Annotated in this window: 11 protein-coding genes; all 11 read left to right on the forward strand. The window is 57.9% G+C overall.

Features of this window, described 5'->3' with window-relative positions:
• The first annotated feature begins 25 nt into the window (after positions 1-25).
• Positions 26-3193 carry an efflux RND transporter permease subunit gene (locus tag ABDK74_RS12330; RefSeq protein ID WP_346004229.1) on the forward strand — a complete coding sequence of 1056 codons (3168 nt, stop codon included), beginning with the start codon at positions 26-28 and terminating at the stop codon, positions 3191-3193.
• Between the two features lie 77 nt (positions 3194-3270).
• Positions 3271-4482, forward strand: coding sequence for an efflux RND transporter periplasmic adaptor subunit (locus ABDK74_RS12335; protein WP_346004230.1), 1212 nt, complete (start codon positions 3271-3273; stop codon positions 4480-4482).
• Positions 4482-6137 (forward strand): efflux transporter outer membrane subunit, encoded by a 1656-nt coding sequence (locus tag ABDK74_RS12340; protein WP_346004023.1) that lies wholly within the window; start codon positions 4482-4484, stop codon positions 6135-6137. Before ABDK74_RS12335 ends, ABDK74_RS12340 begins: the two co-directional genes overlap by 1 nt.
• 100 nt (positions 6138-6237) lie before the next feature.
• The gene (gene rplK / locus ABDK74_RS12345) at positions 6238-6672 is read left to right on the forward strand and encodes a 50S ribosomal protein L11 (protein WP_346004024.1); all 435 of its coding nucleotides are present in this window, start codon (positions 6238-6240) and stop codon (positions 6670-6672) included.
• A 4-nt stretch (positions 6673-6676) separates the two neighbouring features.
• Complete coding sequence (gene rplA / locus ABDK74_RS12350) at positions 6677-7369, forward strand: 50S ribosomal protein L1 (RefSeq protein ID WP_211558504.1); 693 nt, start codon at positions 6677-6679, stop codon at positions 7367-7369.
• Between the two features lie 305 nt (positions 7370-7674).
• Positions 7675-8199 (forward strand): 50S ribosomal protein L10, encoded by a 525-nt coding sequence (gene rplJ, locus ABDK74_RS12355; protein WP_062029280.1) that lies wholly within the window; start codon positions 7675-7677, stop codon positions 8197-8199.
• A gap of 67 nt (positions 8200-8266) precedes the next feature.
• Positions 8267-8641, forward strand: a complete 375-nt coding sequence (gene rplL / locus ABDK74_RS12360; RefSeq protein WP_194254962.1) for a 50S ribosomal protein L7/L12 — start codon at positions 8267-8269, stop codon at positions 8639-8641.
• Positions 8642-8881: 240 nt separating this feature from the next.
• Positions 8882-13054: a DNA-directed RNA polymerase subunit beta gene (gene rpoB / locus ABDK74_RS12365; protein WP_346004025.1), complete on the forward strand. Its 4173-nt coding sequence runs from the start codon at positions 8882-8884 to the stop codon at positions 13052-13054.
• Between the two features lie 80 nt (positions 13055-13134).
• Positions 13135-17454: a DNA-directed RNA polymerase subunit beta' gene (rpoC, locus tag ABDK74_RS12370; protein WP_346004026.1), complete on the forward strand. Its 4320-nt coding sequence runs from the start codon at positions 13135-13137 to the stop codon at positions 17452-17454.
• Between the two features lie 378 nt (positions 17455-17832).
• Positions 17833-18204: a 30S ribosomal protein S12 gene (gene rpsL, locus ABDK74_RS12375; protein ID WP_011251969.1), complete on the forward strand. Its 372-nt coding sequence runs from the start codon at positions 17833-17835 to the stop codon at positions 18202-18204.
• A 12-nt stretch (positions 18205-18216) separates the two neighbouring features.
• Positions 18217-18693: a 30S ribosomal protein S7 gene (gene rpsG / locus ABDK74_RS12380; protein WP_011251968.1), complete on the forward strand. Its 477-nt coding sequence runs from the start codon at positions 18217-18219 to the stop codon at positions 18691-18693.
• Positions 18694-18701 lie beyond the last annotated feature (8 nt).

The following is an 18701-nucleotide window of genomic DNA, read 5'->3' on the forward strand; positions in this document are numbered from 1 at the left end:
GAGCCCCAAGGGGTTGTCTGACCGCATGAATGCCATTGTCGTTACCGCGCTGAAGCGGCCTTATACTTTCGTCGTCCTGTCGATCATGATCCTGATCTTCGGGGTCCGGGCTATCGTTTCGACGCCGACAGACGTGTTTCCTTCGATCAAAATTCCGATCGTGGCTGTCATCTGGTCCTATACGGGCCTGATGCCTGAGGACATGTCGGGGCGTATCGTCTATTATTACGAGCGTTCGCTAACGGCGACGGTCAGCAATATCGAACATATCGAGAGCTCGTCCTATTACGGACGCGGCATCGTGAAGGTGTTCTTCCAGCCGGGAACCAATACGGCGGTTGCGCAGACGCAGATCACGTCGGTGTCCCAGACTGTTATCAAACAGTTGCCGAACGGTTCGACGCCACCGCTGATTCTGGCAATGGATGCGTCGTCGGTTCCGGTTCTGACGTTGCAGGTTAACAATCCGACCATGTCCGGGTCGGAAATCTACAACATGGCCTCCAACCTGATCAGGCCGGAACTGATTTCCGTGCCCGGGGCGGCGATCCCCAATCCCTATGGTGGTCTCGCTCCGGACATCATGGTGGATATCGACCCGATCAAGCTGCTGGCACACCGTTTGTCCCCGGAAGACGTGGCGACGGCGCTTAATCTGCAGAATATCGTTCTTCCAGCGGGCGACCAGAGGATTGGTCAGCTCGACTGGATGGTGAAGACGAACTCAACGCCCCTTGATCTTGAAGTCTTCAACAAGATGCCGATCAAGCAGGTTGGCAATTCCGTGATCTATCTGCGTGACGTCGCATGGGTGCATCGTGGAGGGCCTCCGCAGATCAACGCGGTCCTTGTGAAAGGCCAGCAGGCAGTCCTGATCGTCATCCTCAAAAGCGGCGATGCTTCCACGCTTTCCGTTGTGAGCGGCATCAAGAAACTTCTGCCGCAGGTTGAAGCAACACTGCCAGCCGGAACGACTGTAAATGTTCTGACGGATGCTTCGAGCTTCGTGAAAGAATCGGTCGTGGACGTGGTGCGTGAAATGATCACGGCCGCGATCCTGACCAGTCTGACGGTTTTGCTGTTCCTTGGTTCGTGGCGCTCAACCATCATCGTGGCGACGTCTATTCCGTTGGCAATGCTGTGTTCGATCATCGGGCTGAGCATGGCGGGACAGTCCATCAATGTCATGACGCTGGGCGGTCTGGCGTTGGCGGTCGGTATTCTCGTCGATGACGCGACGGTCATGATCGAAAACATCGATGCGCATCTCGAGACCGGCAAGGATCTTGAGGATGCCATCATTGATGCTGCCAACCAGATCGTCATTCCGACTTTCGTCTCGACGACCTGTATCTGCATCGTGTGGTTGCCGCTGTTCGAACTGACGGGAATTTCCGGCTGGCTGTTCATGCCGATGGCTGAAGCCATCATTTTTGCCATGATCGCCTCCTTTATCCTGTCGCGAACTCTGGTGCCGACAATGGCGAACTGGATGCTGGCGGCTCAGGTGCGGATGCATCGTGATCCCGAGTGGCACAATCGGAAGCCCGGCATATTCGGACGTTTCCAGCGGGGATTTGAGGCGCGGTTCACCAGCTTCCGCGAGAATTACAAGGTCGTTCTTGAAAACCTGATTGCGATCCGTGGGCGCTTCGTCATGCTGTTCCTGCTGGCGGCAGTGTCATCCATGGCGCTGATTCTCTTCATCGGTCAGGATTTCTTCCCCGAGATCAAGTCCGGAACGATGCAGATGCACATGCGTGCGCCGATCGGCACGCGGCTTGAGGAGACGGGTAAGATCGCAGGGCTGGTTGAGCGCAGGATCAGGAGTCTGTTGCCGGGACAGGTGGTCAATGTCGTCAATAACTGTGGTCTGCCGTTCAGTCAGCTCAATCAGGCGATGATCCCGTCCCCCACCGTGGGCTCACAGGACTGCGACATCACCATCCAGCTTCGCAATTCTGAAAGCCCGATCCCGGAATATCGCCGCAAGCTCCGCAAAGGTCTGACGAACGATTTCCCGGGAACAATCTTCACGTTCCAGCCGGGCGATCTGACAGCCAAGATCCTGAATTTCGGTCTTCCATCTCCGATCGACGTGCAGGTGGTGGGCCGTAATCTGAGCGAGAACTTCAAGTTCTCTACGGAACTCGCCCAGAAACTGCGGCATATTCCGGGGATAGCGGATGTCTCCATTCAGGAGCCCATGACGCAGCCGACGATCCTGATAAACAACCGCCGCAGCTTTGCGCTCGGGACGGGTATTACTGAGCGGGACGTCGCGCTGAATGCTCTTGTCACGCTCTCTGGTAGCGGGCAGGTCGGACAGACCTATTACCTGAACGCACAGGGAACGTCGCAGCTCATCGATGTGCAGACCCCCGCGAACTATCTGCAAACCATGAACGATCTGGAAATCCTCCCGATCGACAAGGGAGATGGCAACCCGACCAACCAGACGCCGCAGCTGCTGGGAGGGTTGAGCGCCCTGGTCCAAACCGGTACGCCAGCGGAGGTGGCGCACTACAACATCATGCCGGTGTTCGACATCTACGCTGCGCCGGAAGACATGGATCTTGGGACGGTTTCAAGGGCTGTGAACCGGGTCGTGGATGAAGAACGCAAGCTGCTGCCTCATGGCTCGACCCTGGTGGTTCGCGGACAGGCCGTGACGATGAATGATGCCTATGTCCAGCTTGTGGGCGGCCTCGGGCTATCGATCGTGCTGGTCTATCTGATCATTGTCGTGAATTTTCAGTCCTGGCTTGATCCGTTCGTCATTATCTCGGCGCTTCCCGGCGCTCTGGGTGGCATTGCATGGAGCCTCTTCCTGACGCACACCCCGATGTCGGTTCCGGCATTGACGGGAGCAATCATGTGCATGGGAACGGCCACGGCCAATGCCATTCTCGTGGTGGCGTTCGCCCGTGAACGGATGGAGGAGCACGGCGATGCTGTTCTTGCGGCTCTTGAGGCGGGATATGAGCGTATCCGGCCTGTCCTGATGACAGCGATGGCCATGATCATCGGTATGATCCCAATGTCCATCAGCAATTCCGACAATGCCCCGCTGGGCAAGGCGGTGATCGGTGGCCTGCTGGTCGCGACCGTTGCCACCCTGCTTTTTGTTCCCTGTGTTTTTGCCCTTATGCACTACAAGCGGCCTGCTGGGCCTGAAGGAGACCGCGCGTGAGCCATTCTACGGATCAGGGGCACGTGCCTCCGACAAACCCTCCGGCCCGTACGGGTTCAGGCGCGCGCGGCAAGCTCATTCTGCTGGTGGTGATTCTGCTGGCGATTGCTCTGGCGGCTTGGGGAATCGTTCAGCGTGGAACGCATTACCATTCCTTGAGGGGTGCGACCGAAGAGGCGGCCATTCCGCCGGTCACGCTGATTACGCCGCAGCCGGGACCGAAAACGCGACAGGTCGATCTGCCAGCCAATCTTGCCGCATGGTACGAGGCGCCGATCTACGCGCAGGTCTCGGGCTATGTGAAGATGTGGTACAAAGACTACGGCGCGCATGTGAAGCGCGGAGACGTTCTGGCGGAAATCAGCACACCGAGCATCGACGCCCAGTTCGAGGCTGCCAAGGCGCATTACAACGTCATTCTGGCACGCTATAATCTGGCCGTGATCACGACCCAGCGCTGGACGGCTCTGAAGGGCACACAGGCGGTGTCGCGTCAGGAAGTTGACGTACAAGCCGCGAATGCCGCCGCCCAGAAGGCCGAGCTTGAGGCCGCACGTCATGAGGTGGACCGTTTTCAGGCGCTTGAGGACTTTAAAAAGATCGTCGCACCCTTTGACGGGATCGTAACGTCCCGTCTGGTGAATGTGGGCGATTATGTGAACGCGGGTGGTGGCAACGTGAATTCCCACGGTGCCGCATCCGAGCTGTTCTCCGTGGCGGACGTGCACCGGATGCGTGTGTTCGTCTCAGTGCCCCAGGATTTTGCGAGCGTTATCTCTCCGAAGATCGAAGCCGAACTGACGGTACCGCAGTATCCGGGAAGCCGCTTCCGGGCGACGTTCCTCGCGACCGCCAATGCGTTCAATGCTGCAACCCGCACTGTAACAACCGAACTGACGCTGGATAACGACGATAATCTGTTGTGGCCGAATTCCTATGCGACAGCGCATATCTCGGCCCCCGGCAACCCGAATATCCTGATCCTGCCGGAAGGCTCGATTATCTACAGGGCCGAGGGGACGCAGGTGGCAAAGGTCATCAACAATCATGCACATCTGGTGAACGTCACCGTGGGCATCAATTTCGGCACGACAGTCCAGGTCCTCAGCGGTATTACAAAAGACGACCGCGTGGTTGCCAACCCTACGGCTGATCTGCTGGAAGGGGACGAAGTCAGGATCGTCCCGACCACACCGGGATACAACACGCCAGGCAAGGCGCAGCAGGAAGCCGATCAGCAGCCTGTCCGCCAGCATGACGCAAACCCCGAAGAGGCCGGATCGCGCTGATGAAACCGGAAAGTTCCCAGTCATCCCCCACCCAGACAAACGTGACAGGCCGTAATCGTTCGATCTGGCGGATCACGACAGCTCTGGCTGGCGTCCTGTCGATCGGGCTTGCGTCCTGCGATCTGGCTCCGGACTACCACCCCCAGAAATTCCTTTATCCTGAAGGATGGGAAGGGAAGGGGCTGATGGTCAACGCGCAGCCTGCGGATGGTGTCGTCCGGAGTGACTGGTGGACTATGTTCAACGACCCCATTCTCAATGGGCTCGAACAGCGTATGCTGGCCGTTAATCCTGACTTGCAGGCTCAGGCGGAAGCCTTCACGCAGGCCCGGGACGTAGCGCGCGAGACCGAAAGCCGTCTGTACCCGCAGCTTACGGGTGGCTCTCACATGAGCTACAACAAGGGCTCTGTGGGAAGGCTGTATAACAATCCCGCAACCAGCAGCAGTCTCGTCTATGAATCCAATCAGGCGTATAGCGGCGCTGCGACGTGGGAGCCGGATTTCTGGAATTCCATTCGCAACACGACGCGAATGCAGAAAAATCTCGCTCAGGCGTCAGCCGGACAATACGCGCTGGCGCGATTGAGTCTGGAAGCCGAACTAGCATCGGATTATGTCGCCCTGCGCGGTCTCGATGCCCAGAACGCGGTCTATGATGACTCCATCCGTTACTTCCGGGCAGCCGTTGAGATCACAGAACTGCGTCAGGCCGGCTCGATCGGCGCAGGTCTGGACGTTTCGCGTGCCGAGACGCAGCTTTATTCAGCGCAGGCCGCAAAAAGTAATCTGATTGCCCGGCGCAATGTCATGGAACATGCGATCGCAGTTCTGTTGAACACTGCTCCGGCAGGCTTTCACGTTGCGCCCGTCAAAGACGTGAAGATGCATTTCGCGGCTGTGAAGATCAACGCCGGACTGCCTGCATCTCTGCTGGAACGTCGCCCCGATATCGCGATTGCCGAACGCCAGATGGCGGCGTCGGCGCGTGCAATCGGTGTCTCGCGTGCGGCCTTCTATCCGCACATCACCTTCAGCGCGGAAGGTGGCTTCGAGGATGGTGGCTTTGATCTGGCCAGTATCTCCCACGCATTCTGGAAAATTGCCGTGCAGGCGGTCGAACCGGCCTTTACGGGTGGCCTGAGGCGCGCGGCATTGCAGCGCTCCTGGTCGCAGTACCGGGGTATGGTAGACAATTACCGTTCTGTCGTCCTGTCCGCCTTTCAGGACGTCGAGGATGGTCTGACGCAGACCCGGCAGTTCAAGACGGCTCAGGATCAGCAGCAGAAAGCCGTGGAGGCCGCACTGCGGACGCAGAACATGACAATGGCCCTCTATACAGGCGGCCTGTCGAACTATCTTGATGCGCTCGTGGCGCAGCAGGATGCGCTTCAGGCGCGTCTGGCGGAAGTCGAGGTGCAGACGGCGCAGGTCCAGTCTTCCGTGCGTCTGGTGCGTGCTCTGGGCGGCGGCTGGAGTGCCAGCGATCTGCCGGGCATCAAGCAGATCGATCCGTTTGGTCCGCTGCAGTATAAGGATTTGCGGACTCCGCAGCCGATCAGCGGTATCGACAATCATGCTTCGCCTCTGGACAATGATCTGCGAGGCAATCAGGTGTCTGCTGTTACTTCACAAGACTTGACGGGACGGCCTTAACTGGTCTAGGGGTCCGCCTCACTTCGAACGCGGGAGGAGAAGGCATGGCCGACTCCGTTGAACCGCGGTTCGGGAACGACAAAACAGGGGAGTCCCGGATATGGCCAAAAAAGTTGTTGGCTACATCAAGCTTCAGATCCCGGCTGGTAAAGCCAATCCTTCTCCGCCGGTAGGTCCGGCTCTGGGTCAGCGCGGCCTGAACATCATGCAGTTCTGCAAGGAGTTCAACGCCAAGACCCAGCAGCTCGAGCCCGGCATGCCGATCCCGGTGGTCATCACCGCCTATGCGGATCGCACGTTCTCCTTCATCACGAAGACGCCGCCGAACACGTATTTCCTGCTGAAGGCTGCCAAGATTTCCAAGGGCAGCCAGACGGTCGGCAAGTCCGCTGCGGTTGGTTCCGTGACGACGACTCAGCTCCGTGAAATCGCGGCCGAGAAGTTCAAGGACATGAACGCCAACGATCTTGATGGCGCCGTGCGCATGCTCGCCGGTTCCGCCAAGTCGATGGGCCTGAACGTGGTGGAGGGCTGATATCATGGCCAAGAACAAGCGTCTGAACGCCGCACAGGCAACTGTCGAGCGTAACAAGCCGTACGGCCTGACCGAGGCTGTCGCTCTCGTAAAGAGCAACGCCAAGGCGAAGTTCGACGAGACGATCGAAATCTCGCTGAACCTCGGCATTGACCCGCGTCATGCTGACCAGATGGTCCGTGGTCTGATCTCCCTGCCGAACGGCACGGGCAAGACCCTTCGCGTTGGCGTGTTCGCCCGTGGCCCCAAGGCTGAAGAAGCCCTGGCCGCTGGTGCGGAAGTCGTCGGTGCGGAAGATCTGGCTGAAAAGATCCAGGCTGGCGAAATCAATTTCGACCGCTGCATCGCGACGCCGGACATGATGGCTCTCGTTGGTCGTCTGGGTAAGATCCTCGGCCCGCGTGGTCTGATGCCGAACCCGCGTCTCGGCACGGTGACCATGGACGTCAAGGGTGCCATCACGGCAGCCAAGTCCGGTCAGGTTGAGTATCGCGCCGAGAAGGCCGGTATCATCCATGCAGGCGTCGGCAAGGCGTCCTTCGGTGAAGACAAGCTGGTCGAGAACATCAACGCTCTGGTCGATGCCGTTCAGAAGGCTCGTCCGACGGGTGCCAAGGGAACGTATCTGAAGAAGGCAGCTCTGTCTTCCACGATGGGTCCGGGCGTTCGCGTTGACGTTTCGAGCTTCGAAGCCTGATTGACAGGAGGTCTTCCTTCTGGGAAAGACCTCCACGAAATGACGTCACGCCTTCGGGTGTGATGGCTGAGGGGCGACCTGCTCGCAGGTCGTTTCCAAACCTGTCCAAGACCGCACGTGGACCTTCGGGACCTTAAGGATCTTTCGGGATCGCGGGCGTCAGACGGGGCGACAGTATTCAGTGGCTCTGCTGCGATGTGCTGGGTTCGCTCACTTCTGTGGACAGGCGAGCGGAACTGCTTCGAAAGAGGTGGTTCCATGGGTAACCTGGTCCGGCGCAAGTCGGACTGACGAGGAGACAGGTTTTGGACCGTACGGAAAAACGGGCCTTTGTTGAGTTCCTCGCCGATGTGTTTGGCAGCACGTCCATGGTTGTCGTCACCCAGAACAAGGGTCTGACGGTTGCCGATGTGACGGAACTGCGTCGACGCATTCGTGCGGCAGGAGCGACATACAAGGTTGCGAAGAACCGGCTGGCCAGCCGTGCTCTGGATGGGACCCAATTCGACGGCATCGCGCCGCTGCTCAAGGGACCGACCGCGCTTGCGTGGTCTGAGGACCCTGCATCAGTAGCAAAGGTGATCGTCGAGTTCGCCAAGACGAATGACAAACTGGTGGTGCTTGGTGGCGCCCTGGGTTCCCAGACGCTTGGCGTCGACGGAGTCAAGGCCCTCGCCGAGCTGCCGTCGCTGGACGAGCTGCGTGCGAAGCTGGTGGGTATGATCAATACCCCTGCAACGCGTATCGCAGGCGTTGTCCAGGCGCCGGCTGGCCAGCTTGCTCGCGTCTTTGGCGCCTATGCCAAGGCCGGCGAAGCAGAAGCCGCCTGAGAATGAAGGCCCGCGCCGCGGCGTAGGCCTGAACCTGATCAACAGTACATCAATTTAGGATAAGACCATGGCCGATCTGGCAAAGATTGTTGAAGAGCTCTCCGCTCTGACCGTTCTGGAAGCTGCAGAACTTTCCAAGATGCTCGAAGAGAAGTGGGGCGTTTCCGCTGCTGCTCCGGTTGCAGTTGCTGCTGCTGCTGGTGGCGCTGCTGCCGCTCCTGCTGAAGAGCAGACCGAATTCACGGTTGTCCTGGCTGACGCCGGTGACAAGAAGATCAACGTGATTAAGGAAGTCCGTGCGATCACGGGTCTGGGTCTGAAGGAAGCCAAGGACCTGGTCGAAGGCGCTCCGAAGACCGTCAAGGAAGGCGCGTCCAAGGACGAAGCTGCCAAGATCAAGAAGTCTCTTGAAGACGCCGGTGCCAAGGTCGAAGTCAAGTAATCTACTGATTTCGGGCTGCGTCGTTCACGTCGCAGCCACTGCCTGGCAGACAGATGGGGCGGGGATCGCATGCGGTTCCCGCCCGATTTGCCGTTGGAGCAGAAGAGGCGTATAGTACGCGGCTCGCCACGTACTGAAAATTTCATAATGGCCGGTCGTTCCGGTCGTCCGCAATGCAGGAGCCAGTTCTCCGGCGTAGTTTACGGGCGACTCGAAGGTCTGGTGCAGAGGGCAGAATAGATGAACGCGATCACCAAATCGTTCACGGGACGCAAAAGGATCCGCAAAAGTTTCGGGCGTATTCCCGAAATTGCGCCGATGCCCAATTTGATCGACGTGCAGCGCGCCTCTTATGAGGCATTCCTGCAAATGAACGTAAGCCCTGACAGCCGGCAGGATGCCGGGCTTCAGGAAGTCTTCCGTTCAGTGTTTCCGATCAACGATTTTGCGGGTCGCGGCCGTCTGGACTTCATGTCCTACGAATTCGAAGATCCGAAATATGATGTTGAAGAGTGCATTCAGCGTGGTCTGACCTATGCGGCGCCGCTGAAGGTCATTCTCCGCCTGACGACGTGGGATATCGACGAGGACACCGGTTCGCGCTCGATTCACGACATGAAGGAACAGCCGGTTTACATGGGCGACATGCCGCTCATGACCGATAACGGTACCTTCATCATCAACGGCACCGAGCGTGTCATCGTCTCCCAGATGCACCGCAGCCCGGGCGTGTTTTTTGATCACGACAAGGGCAAGACGCATTCTTCGGGCAAATATCTGTTTGCTGCTCGTGTCATTCCGTATCGCGGTTCCTGGCTCGATTTTGAGTTCGATGCCAAAGACCTTATTTACGTTCGTATTGACCGCAAGCGTAAGCTCCCGGTCACGACGCTTCTTTATGCGCTTGAAGGTTCAAACTACCTCGCGCAGCGTGAACAGAAGATCGTCGAGGGCGGTGACGTCGAGGGGCTCGATATCCGTGGAATGGATCAGGATGAAATCCTGTCCTATTTCTACCAGACTGTCCCATTCACCCGTCTGGGTGGCGAATGGGCCCGTCCGTTCGATCCCGACGCATTCCGAGGCCTGAAGCTGCTCAGCCCGCTTGTGGACGCCGATACGGGCGAAGTGGTTGCCGAGGCCGACGCGAAGCTGACCGCTCGTATGGTCCGCAAGATTGCGGAGAAGACCCGTGTCGTGCAGGTCGGTCGTCTCGATATTCTCGGACGTTTCCTTGCTTATGACCTCGTCAACGAAAATACGGGCGAGATCTACGGTGAAGCAGGCGAAGAGCTGACCGAAGACCGTCTGGCTGCGCTTGAAGAAATGGGCATTACGGAGCTTCCGCTCCTGTCCGTGGACGGCTCGCACGGTCCGTGGATCCGCAACACGCTGGCTGCCGACAAGAATAGCTGCCGCGATGAAGCTCTGATCGACATCTATCGCATCATGCGTCCCGGCGAGCCGCCGACCAAGGAAACGGCGGAAGCCATGTTCCGTGGTCTGTTCTTCGATCAGGGTCGTTATGATCTTTCCGCTGTTGGTCGTGTGAAGATGAACATGCGTCTTGATGTGGACGCACCGGATACCCTGCGCGTTCTGCGTAAGGAAGACATCCTGCGCACGATCAAGATCATGTGCGAACTAAAAGATGGCCGCGGCCAGATCGACGATATTGATAACCTCGGTAACCGTCGTGTCCGCTCCGTCGGCGAGTTGATGGAAAACCAGTATCGCGTTGGTCTGCTCCGTATGGAGCGTGCCATCCGCGAGCGTATGGGATCTGTCGACATCGATACGGTCATGCCGCATGACCTGATCAATGCGAAGCCTGCTGCCGCTGCTGTGCGTGAGTTCTTCGGCTCCTCGCAGCTCAGCCAGTTCATGGATCAGACGAACCCGCTTTCCGAAGTGACGCACAAGCGTCGTCTTTCGGCGCTTGGCCCGGGCGGTCTGACCCGTGAGCGCGCAGGCTTCGAAGTCCGTGACGTTCACCCGACGCATTACGGTCGTATCTGCCCGATCGAGACGCCGGAAGGCCCGAACATCGGTCTGATCAACTCGCTGTCGACCTATGCCAAAGTGAACAAGTACGGCTTTATCGAGACGCCGTATCGTCTGGTGGAAGAAGGCGTTCTTCAGGATGGCTGGAAATATCTTTCCGCCATGGAAGAAGAAAAGCTCGTCGTCGCCCAAGCAGATGCCAAGCAGGACGAGCAGGGGCGTCTGACGGACGAGCTGGTTTCTGTTCGCCGCTCGGGTGATTTCCGCGTTGTCCCGCCGGAGCAGGTTACGGCCTGTGACGTTTCGCCTAAGCAGCTTGTCTCTGTTGCTGCCGCGCTCATTCCGTTCCTTGAGAACGATGACGCCAACCGCGCACTGATGGGCGCGAACATGCAGCGTCAGGCTGTGCCGCTGGTGAAGGCTGACGCCCCGCTGGTCGGTACCGGCATGGAAGCCGCGGTTGCGCATGACTCTGGTGCAACCATCGTTGCCAAGCGTCGCGGTGTGATTGATCAGATCGACGGTGCCCGTATCGTGGTTCGTGCCACGGATGAAGCAGGTGCCACGCAGGGCGTCGATATCTATCGTCTGCGCAAGTATATGCGTTCCAACCAGTCCACCTGCATCAACCAGCGTCCGCTGGTGAAGGTTGGGGACACGGTTCATGCTGGCGACATCATTGCCGATGGTCCGTCCACCGAGCTCGGTGAACTGGCTCTGGGTCGTAACGTGCTCGTCGCGTTCATGCCCTGGAACGGTTACAACTTCGAAGATTCCATTCTGATCTCCGAGCGTATTGCTCGCGATGACGTCTTCACTTCGATCCATATCGAAGAATTCGAAGTCATGGCCCGTGATACGAAGCTTGGTCAGGAAGAAATCACGCGCGACATTCCGAATGTCGGCGAGGAAGCTCTGCGCAACCTCGACGAAGCCGGTATTGTGTATGTCGGCGCCGAAGTGAATCCGGGTGACATTCTTGTTGGCAAGGTGACGCCGAAGGGTGAGAGCCCGATGACGCCGGAAGAAAAGCTTCTGCGCGCCATCTTCGGTGAAAAAGCTTCCGATGTTCGTGACACGTCCCTGAAGCTGCCGCCTGGTACGACGGGCACTATCGTTGACGTCCGCGTCTTCTCCCGTCGTGGCGTGGACAAGGACGAGCGCGCCATGGCGATTGAGCGCGCCGAAATTGAGCGCCTCACCAAGGATCGTGATGACGAGCGCGGTATTCAGGAGCGCAGCTTCTACAACCGTCTCCGTGAACGTCTGGTTGGCCAGACGGCTGGTGCAGGCTTCAAGGGTATCCGTTCGGGTACGCCGATCACGGAAGAAGTTCTGGACGAACATCATCGCGCGACCTGGGCTAGCATTGCCGTCACATCTGATGATGTCATGGCGGAGCTTGAAAAGCTGCGTGGTGAGTTCAAGGAAGCAACCCGCCGGATCGATGCGCGCTTTGACAGCAAGGTCGAGAAGCTCCAGCGCGGTGACGAGCTGCCGCCTGGCGTGATGAAGATGGTCAAGGTCTTTGTTGCCGTGAAGCGCAAGCTTCAGCCGGGTGACAAGATGGCCGGTCGTCATGGTAACAAGGGTGTCGTCTCCCGCGTCGTTCCCGTCGAGGACATGCCGTTCCTTGAGAATGGTCAGGCCGTTGATATTGTTCTGAACCCGCTGGGTGTGCCGTCGCGCATGAACATCGGTCAGATCCTCGAAACCCATCTGGGCTGGGCCTGTGCCAATATCGGCGCAAGCATCGGCGATATGGTTGACGAGTATCAGCGTAATGGCGAGCGCAAGCAGGACCTGCTCGACCGTCTGCGTGAGGTCTATGGTGATGTGGTCTATAATGACGACATCACGACACTTCCGAACGAACAGCTGATCGAGCTTGCGAACAACCTTCGCAAGGGTCTTCCGATCGCAACGCCGGTGTTTGATGGCGCTTCCATTCCCGACATCGAAGAGATGCTCGAGAAGGCCGGTGTCAACAAGTCGGGGCAGTCGCAGCTGATTGACGGTCGTACAGGTGAGCTATTCGAACGTCAGACGACGGTTGGCTACATCTACATGCTGAAGCTGCATCACCTTGTCGACGACAAGATCCATGCCCGTTCGATCGGTCCTTACTCGCTCGTCACGCAGCAGCCGCTGGGTGGTAAGGCTCAGTTCGGTGGTCAGCGCTTTGGTGAAATGGAAGTGTGGGCCCTTGAAGCATATGGTGCAGCCTACACGCTGCAGGAAATGCTGACGGTGAAGTCGGATGACGTGTCCGGCCGTACCAAGGTCTACGAGGCAATCGTTCGCGAACAGGACGATTTCGAAGCCGGCATTCCGGAGAGCTTCAACGTTCTTATCAAGGAACTGAAGTCTCTCGGCCTGAATGTCGAACTCGAGCAGAGCGGGCTGTAATTGCCCGCTCCCTCCTTCTCGCTACGGTTCATTTTTAAGGTGTCCGCGGTACGCCGCGGGGCACATTGGGGTTTCGGCGCATGAACGAACTCATGAAGATCCTGGGTCAGACCGGTCAGTCGGTGACCTTCGACCAGATCAAAATCCAGCTTGCCTCCAGCGAGCAGGTGCGGTCTTGGTCTTACGGCGAAATTAAGAAGCCGGAGACCATCAACTATCGTACGTTCAAACCTGAGCGTGACGGCCTGTTCTGTGCGCGTATCTTTGGCCCGATCAAGGATTACGAGTGCCTGTGCGGCAAGTACAAGCGGATGAAGTTTCGCGGTATTGTCTGCGAAAAATGTGGCGTTGAAGTCACGTTGGCCAAGGTGCGTCGCGAACGCATGGGTCATATTGAACTGGCTTCGCCTGTCGCACATATCTGGTTCCTGAAGTCGCTGCCGAGCCGTATCGCGACGATGCTGGACATGCCGCTCAAGGACGTCGAGCCGGTTCTGTATTTCGAAAAGTTCTTGATTCTCGACAAGGGCGTCTGTGAATCGGATCAGATCGACTCTTATAAGAACGGCAAGAAGCGCGACCAGTATCTGCTGGACGAAATCCGTTGCGAAGACCTGCTGGATGAATATCCGGATGCCGGTATCGACGTTGGAATCGGTGCGGAAGCCATCAAGCGCGCGCTCTCCAGCTACGACTGGGGTATCCCGAATGATCAGGAACGCGACCTGAGCCTTGCGGCAAAAGAAAAGGGCCTGCCGGATCCGTTCGACTATGACGCTGAAGTCATGGAAGGCGATTCCGAGAAGACCATGATGCGCAAGAAGTTGCGCAAGGCCACTTCTGAAGCTGCGCGCAAGAAGCTCGTCAAGCGTCTGAAGTTGGTCGAAGCCTTCGTGGAAAGCGGCTCGCGTCCGGACTGGATGATCATGGACATCGTGCCGGTTATTCCGCCGGAACTGCGTCCGCTGGTGCCGCTCGATGGCGGCCGCTTCGCAACGTCCGATCTGAACGATCTGTACCGTCGCGTCATCAACCGTAACAACCGTCTGAAGCGCCTGATCGAGCTGCGTGCGCCGGATATCATTGTCCGTAACGAAAAGCGCATGCTGCAGGAAGCTGTCGACGCCCTGTTCGATAACGGCCGTCGTGGCCGTGCCATCACGGGTGCCAACAAGCGTCCGTTGAAATCGCTGTCCGACATGCTGAAAGGCAAGCAGGGACGTTTTCGTCAGAACCTGCTCGGAAAACGCGTCGATTATTCCGGTCGTTCGGTTATCGTGGTCGGTCCGGAACTGAAGCTGCATCAGTGCGGTCTTCCAAAGAAGATGGCGCTCGAACTTTTCAAGCCGTTCATCTACTCGAAGCTCGAAAAATACGGTCACGCCACTACCATCAAGGCTGCAAAGCGCATGGTGGAAAAAGAGCGTCCGGAAGTCTGGGATATCCTCGAAGAGGTCATCCGCGAACATCCGGTCATGCTGAACCGCGCGCCGACGCTTCATCGTCTGGGTATTCAGGCGTTCGAGCCGACGCTGATCGAAGGTAAAGCCATCCAGCTTCACCCGCTGGTCTGCACCGCGTTCAATGCCGACTTCGACGGCGATCAGATGGCCGTCCACGTGCCGCTGTCGCTTGAAGCTCAGCTTGAAGCCCGCGTTCTGATGATGTCCACGAACAACATCCTCAGCCCTGCGAACGGTAAGCCGATCATCGTGCCGTCCCAGGATATCGTTCTGGGCTTGTATTACCTGAGTCTTGAAGTTCCGGAATATCGCGAGACGCCGGACGCAGCCGTCATTAAGGATGGTAAAGTCGTTACGGCCGCTCCGCCGGCCTATTCGGACGTTGCCGAAATCGAAAGCGCCATGCTGTCGGGTTCGCTGCAGTTGCACGACAAGATCCGTCTGCGTCTGGCGACGATCGATGCTGACGGCAAGTCCGTTCGCCAGACGATTGTCACGACGCCGGGTCGTGCGTTGATCGCGCAGATTCTACCGAAGCATCAGGCCATTCCGTTCAGCCTCATCAACAAGCAGCTGACAAAGAAGAACGTGTCTGACGTGATCGACACGGTCTATCGTCACTGTGGTCAGAAGGAAGCTGTGATCTTCTGTGACCGTCTGATGGGCCTCGGTTTCCGTCACGCTGCCCGCGCCGGCATTTCCTTCGGCAAGGATGACATGATCATCCCGGAAGCCAAAGCAACGCTGGTCGGTAAGACATCGGAAGAAGTTAAGGAGTTCGAACAGCAGTATCAGGACGGTCTGATCACGGCTGGCGAGCGCTACAACAAGGTCGTCGATGCCTGGTCACGCTGCACGGACGAAGTCCAGGCTGCGATGCTTAAGGAGATCTCCAAGCAGGTCATCGGCAAGCCGACGAACTCGGTCTGGATGATGAGCCACTCCGGTGCCCGTGGGTCGCCGGCCCAGATGAAGCAGCTCGCGGGTATGCGCGGTCTGATGGTGAAGCCTTCGGGCGAGATCATCGAGCAGCCGATCATCGCGAACTTCAAAGAAGGTCTGTCGGTTCTCGATTACTTCACGTCCAGCCACGGTGCCCGTAAGGGTCTTGCGGATACAGCGCTGAAGACGGCCAACTCGGGTTACCTGACCCGTCGTCTGGTTGACGTGGCGCAGGACTGCATCATCGTCGAGCCGGATTGCGGTACGGAACGTGGTCTGACGGTTCGCGCTGTCATGGATAGCGGTGAGGTCGTTTCTTCGCTGTCCGAGCGTATTCTGGGCCGTACCCTGTCCAAGGATGTGCTGCATCCGGTTACGCAGGAGATCGTCCTGCCGCGCAACACGCTGATCGAGGAGCCTGAAGCTGAGCTTATCGAGAAGTCCGGAGTGGAAAGCGTGGATATCCGCTCTGTTCTGACCTGTGACAGCCGCGTTGGTATCTGTGGTCACTGCTATGGTCGTGATCTGGCACGCGGTACGCCGGTCAACATTGGTGAAGCTGTCGGCGTTATCGCTGCGCAGTCCATCGGTGAGCCGGGAACCCAGCTGACAATGCGTACCTTCCATATTGGCGGTGCTGCAACGCGTGGTGCCGAGCAGTCCATGGTCGAAGCGTCCCGCGATGGCATCGTGACGATCAGGAACCGGAACGTCGTCGAGAACTCCCAGAAGGTTCTGGTCGTGATGTCGCGTAACTGCGAGATCCTTCTGACCGACGAAAACGGGGTCGAGCGTGCCCGCTATCGTGTGCCTTACGGTGCGCGACTGATGGTCTCGGAAGGTGAAGCGGTGACGCGGACCCAGAAGATGGCCGAGTGGGACCCGTACACCCTGCCGATCATCACCGAGCAGGCAGGTACCATCGAGTATCTCGACCTGATCGACAGCATCACGCTCGTCGAGCGTATGGATGAAGTCACCGGTCTGAGCTCGAAGGTTGTCGTTGACTACAAGCAGGCAGCCAAGGGTGTCGATCTGCGTCCGCGTCTGCAGATCAAGGATGCTGCTGGTAACGTCGTCAAGCTCGCCAACGGTAATGATGCCCGTTACTTCCTTTCCCCTGACAGTATTCTGTCGGTGGAGAACGGAGTGGAGGTTAATGCCGGTGACGTGCTGGCCCGTATTCCGCGTGAAGGCTCCAAGACACGTGACATTACGGGTGGTCTGCCGCGTGTGGCCGAACTCTTCGAAGCGCGTCGTCCGAAGGATCATGCGATCATCGCCGAAGGCGAGGGACGTATTGAATTCGGTAAGGACTACAAGTCCAAGCGCTGCGTTATCGTCAAAAATGACGATACGGGTGAAGAGACCCAGTATCTGATCCCGAAGGGCAAGCACGTTTCCGTTCAGGAAGGCGACTTTGTCCAGAAGGGAGATCCGCTGGTCGACGGTCCGCGCGTGCCGCATGACATTCTCAAGGTCATGGGCGTGGAGGCTCTGTCCGACTATCTCGTGAATGAGATTCAGGACGTCTATCGACTGCAGGGCGTGAAAATCAATGACAAGCATATCGAAGTCATTGTTCGTCAGATGTTGCAGAAGGTGGAAATCCTCGAGCCGGGTGATTCGACCTATCTGATCGGTGAGACGGTGGATCGCATTGAATACGAGGGTGAAAACCAGCGTCTGCTTGAGAACGGGGACACGCCTGCGAAGGCCATGCCGGTTCTGCAGGGCATCACAAAGGCTTCGCTGCAGACGCAGTCCTTCATCTCTGCGGCCTCCTTCCAGGAGACCACACGTGTCCTCACGGATGCAGCAACGTCGGGCAAGGTGGATACCCTCAACGGTCTCAAGGAGAACGTGATTGTCGGGCGTCTGATCCCGGCAGGAACGGGTAGTGTGATGAACCGTCTGCGGGGAATTGCCGCCAGTCAGGATCGTCAGCGTGTTGGCGGGACGTCTCAGGCAGCCGTTGAAGACGCAGCAGAATGAAAACGGGATCTCCACTTTTGAACAAGGTGGGGATCTTCTTGTCTCGATTCTGGAAACTTTCAGCGCAGAATCGGGTCATTTCAGCTGAACCACTTGACTTGGCGTCGAACCCTTCGTAGGTTCCGCGCCCTCGGCACATGCCTTCTCGGAAGGCTGAAAAAGCCGACGAAGTTTAAAGAATCGCATGCGGTGCCGCTATTTTCCTTATGGGAGAAAATGCCAAGGCCGCACGCTGTAGAGAGAGGGGAACAGTTCAGGCTGTTTCCTTTTCACGATGTGGAAATGGCAGGCGGTCCTACCGCATGTCGGTTGGAACAAATGTCAAGGCAGGAACAGTAATGTTGCTGTCTGAAATAGGACAAGGATTGGGAAGGGCGCATGCCGACCATCAACCAGTTGATCGCGAACGGCCGTGAGCCGGCCGCAAAGCGGAACAAGGTCCCCGCACTGCAGGGCTGCCCGCAGAAGCGCGGCGTTTGCACGCGTGTGTATACCGTAACGCCGAAGAAGCCGAACTCCGCTCTGCGTAAGGTCGCCAAGGTGCGTCTGACCAACGGGTATGAGGTCGTGAGCTACATTCCGGGCGAAGGTCATAACCTTCAGGAACACAGCGTTGTTCTGATCCGCGGTGGCCGCGTAAAGGATCTTCCTGGCGTCCGTTATCACATCCTGCGTGGTGTGCTTGATACACAGGGTCTCGCCAAGCGTCGTCAGCGTCGTTCGCTGTATGGCGCGAAGCGTCCGAAGTAAGAGGTATTTGGAATGAGTCGCCGTCACCGCGCTGTAAAGCGCGAGATCCTTCCCGATCCGAAGTTCGGAGATGTCGTCATTACGCGCTTCATGAATGCGCTGATGTACGATGGTAAGAAATCCACTGCCGAGGGCATCGTTTACGGTGCACTCGAAGTCATGCGCCGTCGCGGCGGCACGACTGCAGATCCGGTGGCCATGTTCCACTCGGCTCTGGACAACGTGAAGCCTGCGGTAGAAGTCCGCTCGCGTCGCGTCGGTGGTGCAACCTATCAGGTTCCGGTTGAAGTCCGCGCCGAGCGTCGTCAGGCCCTCGCGATCCGCTGGCTGATCGATGCCTCCCGCAAGCGTGGCGAGAACACGATGCAGGAGCGTCTGTCCAACGAACTGATGGATGCGGTCAACAATCGTGGCTCCGCTGTCAAGAAGCGCGAAGATACGCACCGTATGGCTGAAGCCAACAAGGCATTCAGCCACTATCGCTGGTAATTAGAACC

Origin of the sequence: Gluconobacter sp. OJB, assembly GCF_039638275.1 — a bacterium.
Classification (GTDB): domain Bacteria; phylum Pseudomonadota; class Alphaproteobacteria; order Acetobacterales; family Acetobacteraceae; genus Gluconobacter; species Gluconobacter cerevisiae.